Genomic DNA, 15,958 nt, shown 5'->3' with positions numbered 1-15,958 from the left:
ACCTTTTACGGCATGCACAAGACCAGGGTGTGCCCGCCGGCGGAGTTGCTGATCCGGTTGGATCAGGAGGCCGCGGCCACGGGAGTGAGTAGGACCGAGCTCGTTCGACGCGGCGTCTCGATGTTGCTCGAGAAACCGCCCGGCGATGCACCCACCGGAACCGGGGAGCGCCGGTCGGCCCGGGCCCTAACTCACTGACTCGATGGGGACCATGTCCATTCCGGAGAGCGCCAAGGCCAGGATCACTCCGATGATCAGGCATACGCCGGCCGCGATGGCTGCCCATTTTCCGAGGGATTCGCCGCGGATATGCCCGATGACGCCGAGTGCGATACCGGCGATACCGAACAGGAGTGGGCAGAACAGCAGTGAGACTGCGGCGCAGACGAAACCGATGATCGACAGGACCTGTGGTCCGGAGCGTTCCGGTTCCTGGGTGGCGCCATAGGGCTGGTACGGCTGCTGCGGGTAGGCGGGATAGCCGCCGGGTTGTCGGCCGCCGCCCCAGCCTTGCTGCGGGGGCTGGGCGCCGCTCCACCCTTGCTGCCCGCCCCATCCGGGCTGCCCGGGTTGTTCGTGACCCCAGCCCTGCTGTCCGGGTTGTTCATTACCCCAGCCCTGTTGCCCGGGTCGATCGGCTCCCCATCCGGGCTGCCCACCACCCCAGCCCTGCTGTCCTGGCTGGTCGGCGCCCCAACCGGATTGATCTCCGGGCTGTCCGGGTCGACTGCCGTATGCGCCGGGCGGCGGATACGGAGTGCCACCGGACTGGGAGTAGCCGGGCTGACCGGGTGACTGGGGTTGCCAGGCCTGCCCCGGTTCCTGCTCCTCCGGCCGCGCGGACCACGCCTGCGGTGGGACCTCGCCCATCGGCTGTTGCCCCGGCTGTTGTTCGGACGAACCCGGCTGCCACCCGTGGGTGTAGGCCGCGGTCCCCTTGTCCATTCGCGGCGCCTCGGCGCCGGGTGCACCCGGTTGCTCGGACTGTTTGGGCAACATTTGTGTCGGATGGTCGTCCGCGGGGCTGCTCACGCCGGGCTCGTGGCTCTCCGGTCCGGCGGCGGCCCGGCTCGAACCGGACGACTCACGGTGCAGGATCTTCGGGAGGTATTCGGTGGGTGGGTCCTCGGAAGATCTCGGCGTCTCGCCACCGACCGGCCGATCCTCTCCGGCACGGCCCGGTTCAGTACCTGAGCCGGGCTGATCACCGGACTGCGAAGGGGGCTGCGGGGCGCCGGCCGCGGCGGCAGGTTCGTCCGGTGGCTGAGGGCTGTGCCCGGGGGTCTGCGTATGGTCCGGCGGTTGCGGGGCAGCGGGTGTGACGAACGGTTCGTCCGGAGTTTCGCGGGTCCGACCGCCCGACGCTTGCTCGCCGGGACGGTGACCGCCGGTCCCGGAGTCCCTGTCCACCGGTGGCTCAGCGTGATGTTGTGCCGGCCCGCCCTCGGACTGTGGTGGCCGGTTGTGCTGTTGCGGCGTCTCGCCGGCGTCGCGCGGCGTCTCGTCGGGGTTGCGTGGGTCCTGCGGTGTGCTCATCACGTCTCCTCGGTCGGATCGTCGAGGGCTCGTAGTCGGGTACCGCGGTGGGGAGGGTCAGCTTTCGGGCTCGTCCTCGATATGGATGGCGGCGGCCTCGGCGGGGCGGTTGTCCTCGCCGGAACGGTCGCGGCGGTCCGATTCCTCGGCCAGTTCTTCGGTTATACCCAGCCGGTCGTCGTCGCTTTCCCGGTTGCGGATTCGCAGGTCGTCCGGCGGGTCCTCGATAGTGCGTTCATAGGCGCGGACCTCGTCCAACTGGTCGTCGTCGCCCATATCGGGCTCTCGTGGTTCGCGATCCATACCACCCAGTATGCGCCGCTGCGGGGGTACGTCGAGAGACCGCGACCAGTTATGGCGAGCCATCCTGTAGAGCTCGGCGCGAGCCGATCCGTGGCCACATGAGTGGTTCCCGCCCCGAAAGGCCGGGGCGGTTCCGAAGGAGATATGACAGCGACTGTTCCGGGGCACGGCTGCCCGGCCCCGGCTCGAGGTGGCTTGCCGGCCGCTCACCTCCACGGCCCTGATCCCGCACGGCTCGGAGACGCACAGTCCCGGAGATGCATCAGCCCCGGACCGAAAGTCCGGGGCTGATGCGACAGATATGAAGGGTTACCGCCGAATGTGTTCAGGCGTTGCCGTTGAACAGCCCGGTCACCGAACCGTTCTCGAACACCTCGCGGATCGTGCGGGCCAGCAGCGGCGCGATGGACAGCACCGTGAGCTGCGGGAACTTCTTGTCCTCGGTGATCGGCAGCGTATTGGTCACCACGACCTCTTTGGCGCCGCAGGAGGCCAGCCGCTCGGCGGCGGGCGCACTCAGCACGCCGTGCGTCGCGGCGATCACCACATCACCGGCACCGGCTTCCTTCAGTACGTTCACCGCGCCGGCAATGGTGCCACCGGTGTCGATCATATCGTCGATCAGAATGCAGGTGCGGCCCTCGACCTCACCGACCACCCGGTTGGACTTCACCTGGTTCGGAACCAGCGGGTCACGGGTCTTGTGGATGAACGCCAGCGGCGACCCGCCCAGCGAATCCGCCCATTTCTCCGCTACCCGGACACGGCCGGAATCGGGGGAGACGACGCTGATGTTGTCCAGGCTGTAGTTGTTGCGGATGTACTCCGCGAGCTGCAGCTGGGCGTGCATATGGTCGACCGGGCCGTCGAAGAAGCCCTGGATCTGATCGGTGTGCAGATCGACCGTCACGATGCGGTCGGCGCCGGCGGTTTTCAGCAGATCGGCGACGAGCCGGGCGGAGATCGGTTCGCGGCCGCGGTGCTTCTTGTCCTGGCGGGCGTAGGGGTAGAACGGCAGGATGGCGGTGATCCGCTTGGCCGAACCGCGCTTGAGCGCGTCGATCATGATCAGCTGTTCCATCAGCCACTGGTTCAGCGGCGCCGGGAAGCTCTGCAATACGAAGGCGTCGGAACCGCGTACCGACTCTTCGAAACGGACGAAGATTTCCCCGTTCGCGAAATCACGCGCGGTCTGCGGGGTGACCTCGACGTCCAATTCCTTGGCCACCTGCTCGGCCAGTTCTGGGTGCGACCGTCCGGCGAAGAGCATCAGGTTCTTCTGGTTGTCGATCCATGACGCGGTCACTACTGGTTGCCATCCTTAAGCTCTGTTGCCCGATCCGGTAATTCATCGGCCGCGAGTGCCTTCGCCGCCGCATTCGCTGCAGCGGTACCTGGACGTTTCCGCTGCACCCAGTTCTCGATATTGCGCTGCGTACCCCCGGACACGGCGAGCGCGCCCGGCGGGACGTCTTCCCGCAGCACAGTACCTGCCCCGGTATATGCACCGTCACCCACGGTCACCGGTGCGACGAACATCGTATCGCTGCCGGTGCGCACATGGGACCCGACGACCGTGCGGTGCTTGTCCACCCCGTCGTAGTTCACGAAAACGCTGGATGCTCCGATGTTGCTGTGCTCACCGACGGTGGCGTCACCGATATAGGTGAGATGCGGAACCTTGGTATGCCTGCCGATATCCACATTCTTGGTCTCGACGAAGGCGCCGATTTTGCCCGATTCGCCCAGAACGGTGCCCGGCCGCAGATAACTGAACGGCCCGACTGTCGCATATGCGTCGACTTTTGCGCCTTCACCGTGCGTGCGAATCACCCGGGCGCCGTCGCCGATGTCCGAATTGGTGAGCGTGGTGTCCGGGCCGATTTCCGCGTCCTCGCCGATCACTGTCGTACCCAGCAATTGGACCCCGGGGCGGATGACGGTATCGCGGCCGATCCGGACATCGGTATCGATCCAGGTGGTCGCCGGGTCGACGATTGTCACACCCGCGCGCATATGGCGTTCCGCGATGTAGCGATTGAGGGTGCGCGCCGCGGCGGCCAGTTGAACCCGGTCGTTGACACCGGTGACCTTGGCCGAATCCACCAGCCGGGCGCCCTGTACGGGGTAGCCGGCTTCGCGGGCGAGTTTCAGGACATCGGTCAGATACAGCTCGTGCTGCGCATTGGCGGTGGACAACCGGCCGAGCATGGTGCGCAGGACCGCGACATCGAAGGCGTACACACCGGAGTTCACCTCCGTGATGGCGGCCTGTTCGGGCGTCGCATCGGCGTGCTCGACGATCTCGGCGACCTCGCCGTCGGCATCGCGCACGATCCGCCCGTAACCGTTCGGGTCGTCCGGGACGAAGGTGAGGACGGTGACCGCGGGCCGGTCGGGATAGCTGCGATGCTCGTCGAGCAGCGCGGAAAGGGTGTGGCCGTCCAGCAGCGGAACATCTCCGGAGGTGACGATCACATCACCGCTGAAGTCGGCGGGCAGCCCGGTGAGACCCACCTGTACCGCGTGGCCGGTGCCGAGCTGCTGTTCCTGGACGACCGGGACGACGGTGCGGCCCAGTTCGCTTGCCACACCCGCGGCCTCGGCGCCGACCTGTTCCCGGTCGTGCCCCACAACGGTCACCAGATGGTGCGGGTCGATGGTGTGCGCCGCGTACAGCGCGTGCGCCAGCATGCTGCGCCCGGCCAGCGGATGCAGCACCTTGGGCTTCTTCGACCGCATTCTCGTACCGGCACCTGCGGCTAGCACGATGACGGCGGTCTGCTCCTGCATGAATCTCCCTCGGGCCGACGATGGTCGTCGTGCACGCGAGCTGCTCCGTTGCCAGGACCCGAACCTGCCCAGATCGGATCGGGACCGAGCGAGGGATTCCCGGGCATACGAAGAGGCCGCCATGGGTAAGGACTACCCACTCGATGACGGCCCCTTGTCGCGCTGCACGGGTGCTGAGCGTATCAGCCTTGCCGGGGGCCGGGCCCGACGATCACGACGCCGCAGAGTTCGGGCGCACGCGTGCGGTCACGACAGAGAAAACCCCGGTGGCAGGCTGGAGTACTGGATGTTCGAACTGGTGATCCCGACGAGGGTTGCGGTGCCGTCGCTGTTCGGCCGGTACACCGGTCCGCCGGAGTCGCCCACTCGGATACCTGTGTATCCGTCACAGCGCGTCCCGCTCCGCTGCCCCCACCTGCACAGGACCCCGTCGGGTGCGCCGAGGCCGGTCAGCCGCTCACCACTCGGGAGGGTGTTGTGGGTCGGGGTACCAGGAAGCAGGGGGATCATGGCCCAGTCGACGTCGGGCAGCCGGATCACCCCGAACAGCCCGAGTGTGCAGTGACCGGCGGTGAGTGCGACAGGCTGTCCGTCCGCGTACCCGGTCGCGGTGATCGAACACAGACCGAGTGTCGAGCCCGGCCCCACGGCCACCAGTGATGAGCCCGAACCCGCAGAGCCCGGCCACGCGGAGCCCGACTCCGCAGAGCCCGACCCGGCAGAGCCCGACCCGGCAGAGCCCGACCCGGCAGAGCCCGGGTCCACAGCGGACTGTGCCGAGGCCTGTCCGGTGGCGAGGGCGGCAGTGGTGAGGGCGGCGGCGATCAAGGGAAGTGCCTTCGATGTCTTGGACATGGCATTCCTAGGCGGAAGACGGTGGCGTTGCGGCGAGGCCGATACTCCTCGTCCACGATCGCAGGTTGTCGGCGGACATGAATATGCACCTATCGCCCGGCGGAGGGCCACTCGACACGCGACGCCATCGACCAGCTTCTGCGAATGCAGGGATTTTGACGGGATCCGGGAGCGCCGGTGTGCGTCAGGAAATAGTTGTTTCCCCGGTCGAACCCGTATTTGCTCCGCCGCCAGGACTCGAACCTGAACTATCTGAACCAAAATCAGAGGTGCTGCCATTACACCACGGCGGACTGTCACACCGGTGGATCATCGGTCACCCGCCGCTGTGCCCAGGCACGGCAACGATAATCGCATGCCACCCCGGTTTTCGTCGAACCGTGGCTGCCGGTGATCCGTCGGGCGGGTCATATGGCCGGCTTCCGCGGTGCCGGGCGGGCGCACAGCATGCCCGCGTGACCCCGGTCGCGGCAGGTCTGAGACAGTTGATCTCGATGGTTTTGGTCGCTGGTCGGAGATCCGGCCGTATCGGCGACCCCGGTAACCAGGGAGGCGGGAACGTGTCGTCGGGAGAGCCGCGAACGGCCGGGGAGTCACCGGCCGATGGGGGTGCGAAGGAGATCGCCGAGCAGGTTCCACCGGCCCGGCAGCGGATGACCGGTACCCAGCGCCGCCGGCAATTGATCGAGATCGGGCGCGCGCTGTTCGCCGAACGAGGATACGACGCCACCTCCATCGAGGAGATAGCGCTGCGCGCCCAGGTCTCCAAACCCGTCGTCTACGAGCATTTCGGCGGTAAAGAAGGTCTGTACGCGGTGGTGGTCGACCGCGAGATGTCGATGTTGCTCGATATGATCACTTCCTCGCTCACCAACAACAGATCCCGGGTCCGCCTCGAACAGGTGGCGCTCGCGCTGCTCACCTATATAGAGCAGCGCACCGACGGTTTCCGCATCCTGGTGCGCGATCAGCCCGTTTCCTCGACCGACGGCCGGTATTCGAGCCTGCTCAACGAAGCGGTCAGCCAGGTCGCGCATCTGCTGGCGGGCGATTTCGATCGTCGCGGTTTCGACACCAGCCTGGCGGGTCTGTACGCCCAGGCGCTGGTCGGGATGGTGGCCACTACCGCCACCTGGTGGCTGGACGTGCGCAGTCCGTCCAAGGAAGTGGTGGCCGCGCACCTGGTCAATCTGTGCTGGAACGGTCTCAGTCATCTCGAGGCGGATCCGCAGCTGAGCTCGGAATGGCCCGCCGTCCCGGGGACGGGCCCGGTGAACTCGCCCGGCGGGCAGGGCAGTTCGGATAACCGTGCGTGAACTGCCCGCGAACTCCGGCAGGCCGTCGAATCGAGAACCGTACCCGGGACTGATGGTACGGTTCACCCATCCTTTGGGTGCTGTTCGGGCGGTAAGTCGGTCTACTTCGACAATGTCGGTCTACTTCAGGATGGCTGGTTATTGGGATGACAGGCGGAGCTGATGGCTAGGCAAGCGCGCGCGGAGATAACCCGCGATTCCGTCCTGGCGGGCGCTGCCGATGTCTTTCTGCGCTTGGGCTACGCCAATGCGAGCCTCAGCGAGATCATCGCGCAGTCCAATGTGACCAAGGGCGCCTTGTATTTTCACTTCGGGTCCAAGGAAGAACTGGCCCGCGCCGTGGTCGATCAGGGCCAGGAGCGGCTCACCGCCTCCTGTAAAGGCTTCTTCGATTCCCGGGTACCGGCCCTGGAGGCGGCGATCGGTATCACGTATGTGGTGGCGGATCTGTCGATGAACGATCCGATGGTCGGCGCGATGCTCAAACTGACCCATCAGATCGGCGACTACCGCGGCGCCAACGGCGACAATATCGCCAAAATGTGGGGTGAGACCTACCGGACGCTCGCCGAGAAGGCGATCACGCAGGGCGATCTGCTCCCCGACCTCGACCCGGAAACCATCGGCCTGCTGCTCTACGGGCTCACCACCGGTATGCATATCGTTGCGGTCGGCACCGAATCGATGGACCAGATGGCGTCGCGCATGGAACGGGCCTGGTATTTCCTGATCCCGTCGATCGTCCCGGAAGACAAGGTCTCCTACTTCCGCGAGTTCGCCGCCCGCCGCCTCCGCCGCTACGTACCGTGATATCGGCGCGCCGGCGCGTGGGGGTTCGGTCGACGGGCAAAACCTTTGCGCGCCTCGCTGACCTCGACGCCGCCGCTGGGCCGGTTCAGCGTGGTCCGATCCGGAGAAGACCGGTTCGGCCCCCGTTTCAGGCATCCGTATGGCCCACATCAATGGTTCGGGGCCCGTCTCGTTCTGGAGCGACAGAGCGGGGGAGCGAAGCGGAGGAGCGGCGGAGTGAAGAACGAGACCGAGGGGGGCCCCGAACCTGCGGCGCCGGAGGCGGCGCAATATAGACAGAATCGCCTTCGTTCGCGGTCAGGAGAGAACCATGTCTGCCCCTCGTCCACCACTGGCGGGATTGGCCTCGGCAGCGGGCGCCGATACCGCGTTGCGGACTGTTTCCGGGATGCTCGGCCGGTCGTCGGTCGAGTTGGTGGCGCCGAGCGCGTCGCGCTCTTTCGTCGCGGCCACCGTTGCCGCCGACCGGCCGGTTGTCGTGGTCACCGCGACCGGTCGCGAGGCCGATGATCTGACCCTCGAGCTCACCGAGATGCTGGGCCCCGCGGTTGCGCAGTTCCCGTCCTGGGAGACCCTGCCGCACGAGCGGCTGTCGCCGGGCGCCGATACCGTCGGGCGCCGGCTCGAGGTGTTGCGCCGGCTGGCCCATCCCGATGATCCGGTGTATCAGGTGCCGTTGCGTGTCGTGGTGACCACGGTGCGTTCGCTGATGCAGCCGATGGCGGCCGGTTTGGGCGATATCGAGCCGATCGTGCTGCGAATCGGCGCCGAGGCAGATTTCGACGAATTGGTCGCGCGGCTGGTCGAATTCGCCTACACCCGGGTGGATATGGTCGGTAAGCGCGGGGAGTTCGCGGTGCGCGGCGGCATCCTCGATCTTTTCCCGCCCACCGCCGACCATCCGGTGCGCGTGGAATTCTGGGGCGACGAGATCACCGAGTTGCGGGCGTTCTCGGTGGCCGATCAGCGGTCGCTCGGTGAGGATTCACTGTCCACCGTGGTGGCGTCGCCGTGCCGGGAGCTGTTGCTCACTGCCGAGGTGCGGGAGCGGGCGGCGGCGGTGGCGGCGGCGAATACCGCGGATGCCGCGCTCGTGGAGATGCTGGACAAACTGGGTGAGGGTATCCCCGTCGAGGGGATGGAGGCATTGCTGCCGGTACTGCAACCGGGCGAGCTGCGGCTGCTCACCGAACAGTTGCCCGGCGGCACTCACCTGCTGGTATGCGATCCGGAGAAGGTTCGCACCCGCGCCGCCGATCTGATGCGTACCGGTGAGGAGTTCCTGGAGGCGTCGTGGACAGCGGCCTCGTTCGGGGCAGATGCCCCGATGGGCGCGCACGGCCTGGATCTGGCGGCGTCGGCGTATCGCCCGCTGACCCAGATCCGGGACAGCGCCGAAGGCCGGGGACTGCCCTGGTGGACATTGAGCCCGCTGGCGACCGGTGATCCGTCCGAGATAGAGCTGCCGGTGCAGAGCGGGCCCACTGCCCGCGGCTCCGACGAATTGGTGGCGACGATCTTCGCGTCGCTGCGCGCCCATGTCACGACCGGTGGGCGGGCGGTGGTGGTGCTGGCCGGTCACGGCACGGCCCAGCGCACACTCGAACGCCTCGGTGAGGCGGAGGTACCGGCCGCGCAGCTGGAGGCCGGTGCGGAACCGGCGCCCGGTGTGGTGGGTGTGCTGTGCGGTTCACTGCACGACGGCGTGATCTTCGGCGATGCCGGTCTGGTGGTGGTCGCGGAATCCGATCTCACCGGTAACCGGGTGACCGCGCCGGGCGACGGGAAGCGGCTACCCGCCAAACGCCGCAACCAGGTGGACCCGCTGGCGTTGAACGCCGGTGACATGGTCGTGCACGACCAGCACGGTATCGGCCGGTTCGTGGAAATGATCGAACGTACCGTCGGCGGCGCCCGGCGCGAATACCTGGTGATCGAGTACGCACCGAGTAAACGCGGGCAGCCGGGCGACCGGCTGTTCGTGCCGATGGAATCGCTGGACCAGCTGTCCCGGTATGTCGGCGGGGAGATGCCCAGCCTGTCGAAACTGGGCGGCGCGGACTGGGCGAACACCAAACGCAAGGCCCGTAAGGCCGTCCGCGAGATCGCGGGCGAACTGGTGCAGCTGTATGCCGCCCGCCAGGCCGCGCCCGGCCACGCCTTCGGCCCGGATACGCCGTGGCAGCGCGAGATGGAGGACGCGTTCGTCTTCACCGAAACGGTGGACCAGCTCACCGCCATCTCCGATGTGAAAGCGGATATGGAGAAAGCGGTGCCGATGGACCGGGTGGTCTGCGGCGACGTCGGGTACGGCAAAACCGAGATCGCGGTGCGCGCGGCGTTCAAGGCGGTGCAGGACGGTAAACAGGTAGTCGTCCTGGTGCCGACCACCCTGCTCGCTCAGCAGCATCTGCAGACCTTCACCGAGCGGCTCGCCGGATTCCCGGTCACCGTGAAGGGCCTGTCCCGGTTCACCGACCCCGCGGAATCCCGCGAAGTGCTCACCGGGATGGCCGAGGGCGAGGTCGATATCGTCGTCGGCACCCACCGGCTGCTGCAGACCGGGGTGCGCTGGAAGAACCTCGGCCTGGTGATCGTGGACGAGGAACAGCGCTTCGGTGTGGAACACAAGGAGCACATCAAGGCCCTGCGCACCCATGTGGACGTACTCACCATGTCGGCCACCCCGATCCCGCGCACGCTGGAGATGAGCCTGGCCGGTATCCGGGAGATGTCGACCATCCTCACCCCGCCCGAGGAACGGCATCCGGTGCTCACCTATGTCGGCGGCTACAACGACAAACAGGTCACCGCCGCCATCCGGCGCGAATTGCTGCGCGACGGCCAGGTGTTCTATGTGCACAACCGGGTGTCGTCGATCGAGAAGGCTGCCCGCCGGATCCGGGAACTGGTCCCGGAGGCCCGCGTGGTGGTGGCGCACGGGCAGATGAACGAGGACACGCTGGAACGCACCGTCCAAGGGTTCTGGCAGCGCGAATACGACGTGCTGGTGTGCACCACGATCATCGAAACCGGCCTCGACATCTCCAACGCCAATACACTGCTCGTGGAACGCGCCGACACCCTCGGCCTTTCACAGCTGCACCAGTTGCGCGGCCGGGTGGGGCGTAGCCGGGAACGCGGATACGCCTACTTCCTGTATCCGGCGGAGAAACCGCTCACCGAAACCGCCTACGACCGCCTCGCCACCATCGCGCAGAATTCCGACCTCGGCGCCGGTATGGCGGTCGCCATGAAGGATCTCGAGATCCGCGGCGCCGGTAACGTACTCGGCGCCGAACAATCCGGGCATGTGGCCGGTGTCGGTTTCGACCTGTACGTGCGGCTGGTGGGGGAAGCTGTGGAGGCCTACCGGGCGGCCGCCGACGGGAAACCGATCACCACCGAGGAAACCAAAGAGGTCCGTATCGACCTGCCGGTGGACGCGCATATCCCGCCCGACTACATCGCCAGCGACCGCCTGCGCCTGGAGGCGTACCGGAAACTGGCCGCCGCCCACGACGATCCGGCACTGGCCGCGGTGGTCGAGGAACTCGTCGACCGCTACGGCCCGCTGCCGGTGGAAGTCGGCCGCCTGGTCTCGGTGGCCAAACTGCGGCTGCTCGCCCGCGAATACGAGGTCGCCGAAATCGCGGTCACCGGTACGACGGTCAAGCTCTCCCCGCTCTCGCTGCCCGATTCGAAACAGATGCGGCTCAAGCGGATCTACCCCAGCGCCTCCTACCGCGCCGCCAGCGGGGTGGTGCAGCTGCCGCTGCCACGCGTCGAGGACAGCGTCGGCGCCGACCGGCTCCGCGATGTGGCCCTGCTGCAGCATCTCGCGGACCTGCTGCTCGCCCTGGACGGTAAGGCCGCCGGCGCAGTGGATCTCACCGTCGCCACCGAGGTGTCACCGGCACGATGACTTCCGATCGGCCCACTCCGGAATCCGCGATCGGGCAGCCTGCCGCCGCTTCGAGGCGCCACGGGACGGGCGAGTCCGAACATGCGGAGCCGGATCAGGGACAGCCGGCCGCACCAGGTCAACAGTCCGCTGTCTCACCCTCCGAGGCCGGCTCGGTGCGGCCCCTGCCGAGCGTTCTCGAAGCGGAAACGGCGAGCGTGGCGGCGGGGTTGTCCGAGGCAGTCGAGGTGATGGACCGGCTCTGGCGGTTCGGCGGATGGGAGGTCACCCAGACCCACGATTCGTTGCGCCCGTACCTTCTGGAGGAGACCTACGAACTTCTCGACGCCATACAGGAAGACGATCCCGGCACCATCCGCGAAGAACTCGGTGATCTGCTGCTACAGGTGCTGTTCCACTCCCGGATCGCCGAAGCGGCCGGCGAATTCACCATCGACGATGTCGCCGCCGCGCTGGTCGCCAAATTGGTGAACCGCAGCCCCCACCTCGCCGACCCCGCAGCGGCCGGTTTCGACCCGCACGCCTCGGTGACCGAAAAGGTGGCCGCCCAGGAAAAGGCCTGGGAGGAGCGTAAATCCGCGGAGAAGGCACGCCGCTCCTGCCTGGACGGTATCGCGATGGCGCAACCCGCGCTGGCCTTGGCGGAGAAGGTCCGTTCCCGCAGCGCCCAGGCCGGGCTACCGGACGATCTGATCCCGGACGAGCTGCGCGTCATCCGGCTCGGGGGTGCGGAGAGCGCGGAAGAGCAGTTACGAAAAGCCACCTTGGAATTCGCCGCAACCATCCGCCGCGCCGAAGACTCCGCCGAAGCGGTTCGCGGCGCTCGCTCATTCCTGAACAACGACGACTGGCACCGGTTTTGGCCTGCCGATAATTGATGCCGTCAGCGTTGCCGGGTTGTTCGGGCTCGCTACGACGACACCGCGTGCTGCATCGGTCCCGGGCGAACTCGCCTCGACGCCGAACCCTCTGGGACCGGCGAACCCGAGCTGAGCTAGGTGCAGCGGGTCGCCACACGAACCAGACGGTACCGATTCGACCAGTCGACTGGAGTTGCGCTCGGCGGATACGTACGAGGTACAGAACAGCATCGGATTAGGGCGCTCCGACAGGGTGCTTTATCGTGATGTCGGACTCGAACTGGGGGGAATGTATGAATCCAGAGTTGCCGCAGGCACAACCGGGATACCGACCGGCACCGCCATTGCAAGGGCGTAGCGATCGGGAGGTGCTGACGCCGAATCAGCGGATCGCATTTTTCGCCGCTCACTTGTTCACCTATTTCGCTTGGTTGATCGCGGCGTCGGTGATCGGTTACCTCAGCTGGAAATCGGATTTCCGAACCTGGGTTGGTGCTGATCCGGACTATCGCGGTGACTCACCCTCACTCGCCATATACCTGGCAAGTACGGTGGTTTTTACTGCCGCAGTGGCGGTTCCGCTGCTGCTGACGTGGGTCGTGATCAAGAACAAGCTGCGAACCTACATGCTGGAGCGGCCATTCCGCTGAAGCTCGGACTTCGGCGCCGAGATTGTTGCCGGCCTCCGGTGAGCGGGTCGGGAACCCTGCGGGCGCGCATCGTGCGAAACCGTGAACGGTTTCGTTTCGCCGGCTGATCGAGTGTCCCCCGAGTTCACCCGAGAACTCGGGGGCCCCTCAGCTGGACCCGGGCGGTGGCTGCGCCGGTTGTCGGCCGCACGTAGGACGTCGAGGCCCGGTCAGCGTATCAACCCGAAGGTCTCAGATGTTCACACCGTAATCGCGGGCGATCCCCGCGAGACCCGATGCGTACCCCTGGCCGATTGCCCGGAACTTCCACTCACCCGCGCGGCGGTACAGCTCACCGAACACCATGGCGGTTTCGGAGGAGGCATCCTCGGACAGGTCGTAGCGGGCCAGTTCCGAACCGGTGTTCAGGTCGACGACGCGGATATAGGCGTTGCGGATCTGGCCGAAGGATTGCCCGCGCTGGTCGGCCTCGTGGATGGAGACCGGGAAGAAGATATTGGTGATCGTCTCCGGCGTATTGGCCAGGTCGACATTGATCACCTCGTCGTCGCCCTCGCCCTCACCGGTGAGGTTGTCGCCGGTGTGTTCGATGGTGCCCTCCGGGGAGCGGAGGTTGTTGTAGAAGACGAAATGCTGGTCCGAGAGGACCTTCATATTCTGGCCGGTGGCCAGGGCGCTGGCATCGAGGTCGTAATCGGCGCCCATGGTGGTGCGCACGTCCCAACCGAGTCCGACAGCGATTTTGGTCAGATTGGGGGCCTGTTTGGACAGCGAGACATTGCCGCCTTTGGCCAGAGTGACGCTCATGATCTCCTTCCCCGCGACGCCTCGGCGCCGGATATCGACTGTCCGGGGCCGCCGGATCGGTGAACCCTGCGGCCGGCCCTAGACCTGTTGTTCGTTCTCCGCCCACGATTTCAGCGTCGCCACCCGGTGTTCCAGGGCGTGTAGTTCGCTGTCGTCCAGCACGGTGCGCTGAATACCCTGCGCGACCGCGAAAGCCGACTGCCGGTGATCGTCGATGACGTCCACATCGAGGCGGACCGCCACATAGTCGTCCGCGCCGGGCATCTCCTCGGCGATGACCTTGGCCGAACCGCGGGCGCACAGTGCCACGTTGTTCCCGCCGAGGATCAGCAGCGCCACCTGTGGGCGCTCGCGCAGCCGGGCCAGCGAACCGCGATCGAACTTGAGACTCAGCAGGATTCGCCGGTCACCGGCGCGGACCGGCCAGGACACCGGGATCGCATGCGGCGCCGGGTCGGTGGTGACCAGGACGGCGATCGTTTCCCGCGGCCATTCCGGCAGCGCTTCCAGTTCGGGATGGTCGGTTGCCGACTGTTCGGCTGGACTGACTCCGGCTGCCATATCGTCCCCTCCTGGATCGACGTGGTTCGGCGGGGGTGTGCCGTACCACGCCCCAGTCTAGAGGGCAGCACGGACACGTGCGGGGGAAGTTCCGACCCGGTCTGCGACAGCACCGCATCCGCTACGCCGGGCGCTGTACCAACAGGGCTGTCGGGTTCAGGACGTTCCACTCCTTGTTCCGGAAAGTACCGGCTGCGTCGATGGCATCCCAGCCGCGCAAAGCGCCGTACTGTCCTATATCGGCCAGTACCAGCTCTTTGTCCAGCAATGCGTTGTAGCGAGCCGTGTCCTCGTCTGTCCGGTTCGGGTTTTCGCGTTCGATCCGCAGTTGCCGGGATACTTCCGTCGAAGCGCGGTGGCGATCGGACTCGAGTGCGCTGAGGGTGATCGTCTTGGCCTGGGGGTGCAGTGCCATCCGCAGTACCCGGGCGCTGTTGGTCGCGCGTCCTTGTCTGCCGGTCGGGTCGGTGTAGTGGAGTGCGACAGCTTCCAGCGGCGTGGCGTACGTACCGAATCCGGTGGTCCCGCTGCCGGGGCGCACCGGCCCGGCGAGGAAGGCATCGCGGTACTGGTCCTTCTCGAATCCGCGGAAAAGTCTCGGGCCGCCCGCCGTGATCGCCGCCTCGAGCTCTTGTGGCGAGACAACGGACACAGGACCGTCGAATCCTTGTAGTCGCCGGATTCTTTCGAAAGTTGGGGAGATCCCCGAGAGTGAGTCGTCCCCGGACCGTCGCAACGCGCTGTAGTCCACTTCGTCGGTCAGGTCCCGGCCCGGAACGTAGACGGAAGACCGTGCGGTAGTGGTATTTCCGCTGGACGGGTCGCGTGTTGTTGTGGTCGGCTGCAGTAATCCTGCCGCGTCGGTGTCGGCGCCGCCGGCCCTGTCGGCCATCGCGGCGACCCCGTCGCGGGCTCGCACGTGATAGCCGGAAACGCCCTGGGCGAGATCCGTGGCTGCTCCGTCGAGCATCCCGCGCACGGTCCGCCACACCTCGTCCAGGCTGTCGGCCACAACGGTTACTCTGCCGTACCGCCACGCGTCGTGCCGGGTCGATCTGCCGATATGCCCGGATTCACGGCGGTCACACGCCGGTAGGGACAGCGGAATCCAGCGGTAGTGTGCGCACCCATTCGCGACCCATTGCGATCGGTGTGATCTCGGTGGAGGCGTCGTGGCGCGCGTGGTCGCCGATCTGGATGCCGCCGAGTGCGGTGAGTTTTCCGGCGGCGATCTCCCCGCCCCGGTTGAACGTGTTGTCGTAGACCGAATCGCCGAGGCCGAAGACGGCGAATCGGAGGCCGGTGAGGTCCGGTTGTTGTGCGTCGAGGGCGTCGAAGAACGGTTCGGCGCCGGTCGGCAGGTCGCCTTCGCCGTAGGTGGAGCACACGATGAGGTGGAAGGCCCGCGGATCGAGATCGGCTAGGTCGAATTCGGACATATCGAAAACCGCGGTCTCGTATCCGGTCAGTTCCCCGGCCATCGCCTCGGCCACCTTTTCCGCTGTGCCCATTTCCGAACCGAACAGGACGACAATACGCACT

The 15,958-nt window shown here is 66.5% G+C and carries 15 protein-coding genes and 1 tRNA gene; 6 read left to right on the top strand and 10 right to left on the bottom strand.

All coding sequences use genetic code 11. From position 1 onward, the window contains the following. The first annotated feature begins 12 nt into the window (after positions 1-12). Entirely contained in the window at positions 13-198 is a 186-nt protein-coding gene (locus tag ON22_RS38580; protein ID WP_033243461.1) for a ribbon-helix-helix protein, CopG family, read from the top strand. Here the strand turns inward: ON22_RS38580 and ON22_RS21975 are convergent. The 6 genes from ON22_RS21975 to ON22_RS21950 form a co-directional block, all read right to left on the bottom strand. After that, positions 187-1,536, bottom strand: a complete 1,350-nt coding sequence (locus tag ON22_RS21975) for a phage holin family protein (RefSeq protein ID WP_033243460.1) — start codon at positions 1,534-1,536, stop codon at positions 187-189. The genes ON22_RS38580 and ON22_RS21975 overlap by 12 nt on opposite strands. A gap of 57 nt (positions 1,537-1,593) precedes the next feature. Beyond that, complete coding sequence (locus ON22_RS21970; protein WP_033243459.1) at positions 1,594-1,839, bottom strand: hypothetical protein; 246 nt, start codon at positions 1,837-1,839, stop codon at positions 1,594-1,596. A gap of 325 nt (positions 1,840-2,164) precedes the next feature. Next, positions 2,165-3,145, bottom strand: coding sequence for a ribose-phosphate diphosphokinase (locus tag ON22_RS21965; RefSeq protein WP_033243458.1), 981 nt, complete (start codon positions 3,143-3,145; stop codon positions 2,165-2,167). Further along, the gene (glmU, locus tag ON22_RS21960) at positions 3,145-4,632 is read right to left on the bottom strand and encodes a bifunctional UDP-N-acetylglucosamine diphosphorylase/glucosamine-1-phosphate N-acetyltransferase GlmU (protein WP_033243457.1); all 1,488 of its coding nucleotides are present in this window, start codon (positions 4,630-4,632) and stop codon (positions 3,145-3,147) included. Before glmU ends, ON22_RS21965 begins: the two co-directional genes overlap by 1 nt. Before the next feature lie 246 nt (positions 4,633-4,878). After that, entirely contained in the window at positions 4,879-5,487 is a 609-nt protein-coding gene (locus ON22_RS36820) for a chymotrypsin family serine protease (protein ID WP_156052260.1), read from the bottom strand. A 222-nt stretch (positions 5,488-5,709) separates the two neighbouring features. Next, a tRNA-Gln gene (locus ON22_RS21950) sits at positions 5,710-5,780 on the bottom strand. 360 nt (positions 5,781-6,140) lie between these two features. Here ON22_RS21950 and ON22_RS21945 point away from each other — a divergent pair. From ON22_RS21945 to ON22_RS21925, 5 genes are all read left to right on the top strand, one after another. Further along, positions 6,141-6,803, top strand: a complete 663-nt coding sequence (locus ON22_RS21945) for a TetR/AcrR family transcriptional regulator (RefSeq protein WP_051157951.1) — start codon at positions 6,141-6,143, stop codon at positions 6,801-6,803. Positions 6,804-6,965: 162 nt separating this feature from the next. Then, complete coding sequence (locus tag ON22_RS21940; RefSeq protein ID WP_033243456.1) at positions 6,966-7,613, top strand: TetR family transcriptional regulator; 648 nt, start codon at positions 6,966-6,968, stop codon at positions 7,611-7,613. 310 nt (positions 7,614-7,923) lie between these two features. Further along, a complete protein-coding gene (mfd, locus tag ON22_RS21935) occupies positions 7,924-11,538 on the top strand; it encodes a transcription-repair coupling factor (protein WP_033243455.1) in 3,615 nt (1,204 codons plus the stop codon). Positions 11,539-11,768: 230 nt separating this feature from the next. Next, positions 11,769-12,416 carry a nucleoside triphosphate pyrophosphohydrolase gene (locus ON22_RS21930; protein ID WP_081595761.1) on the top strand — a complete coding sequence of 216 codons (648 nt, stop codon included), beginning with the start codon at positions 11,769-11,771 and terminating at the stop codon, positions 12,414-12,416. A 275-nt stretch (positions 12,417-12,691) separates the two neighbouring features. After that, entirely contained in the window at positions 12,692-13,048 is a 357-nt protein-coding gene (locus ON22_RS21925; protein WP_156052259.1) for a hypothetical protein, read from the top strand. A gap of 231 nt (positions 13,049-13,279) precedes the next feature. Here ON22_RS21925 and ON22_RS21920 read toward each other — a convergent pair whose 3' ends face one another. From ON22_RS21920 to ON22_RS21905, 4 genes are all read right to left on the bottom strand, one after another. Beyond that, positions 13,280-13,855, bottom strand: a complete 576-nt coding sequence (locus tag ON22_RS21920; RefSeq protein WP_033243453.1) for a TerD family protein — start codon at positions 13,853-13,855, stop codon at positions 13,280-13,282. Positions 13,856-13,933: 78 nt separating this feature from the next. Beyond that, positions 13,934-14,416 carry a pyridoxamine 5'-phosphate oxidase family protein gene (locus ON22_RS21915; RefSeq protein ID WP_033243452.1) on the bottom strand — a complete coding sequence of 161 codons (483 nt, stop codon included), beginning with the start codon at positions 14,414-14,416 and terminating at the stop codon, positions 13,934-13,936. Positions 14,417-14,537: 121 nt separating this feature from the next. After that, positions 14,538-15,428, bottom strand: a complete 891-nt coding sequence (locus ON22_RS21910; protein ID WP_033243451.1) for a hypothetical protein — start codon at positions 15,426-15,428, stop codon at positions 14,538-14,540. A gap of 70 nt (positions 15,429-15,498) precedes the next feature. Next, positions 15,499-15,957: a flavodoxin domain-containing protein gene (locus tag ON22_RS21905; protein ID WP_033243450.1), complete on the bottom strand. Its 459-nt coding sequence runs from the start codon at positions 15,955-15,957 to the stop codon at positions 15,499-15,501. Position 15,958 lies beyond the last annotated feature (1 nt).

The organism is Nocardia carnea NBRC 14403 (genome assembly GCF_000308515.1).
GTDB classification, from domain to species: domain Bacteria; phylum Actinomycetota; class Actinomycetes; order Mycobacteriales; family Mycobacteriaceae; genus Nocardia; species Nocardia carnea.
The sequence above is the reverse complement of the archived record's forward strand: the minus strand, read 5'-3'. Positions and strand labels throughout refer to the sequence as shown.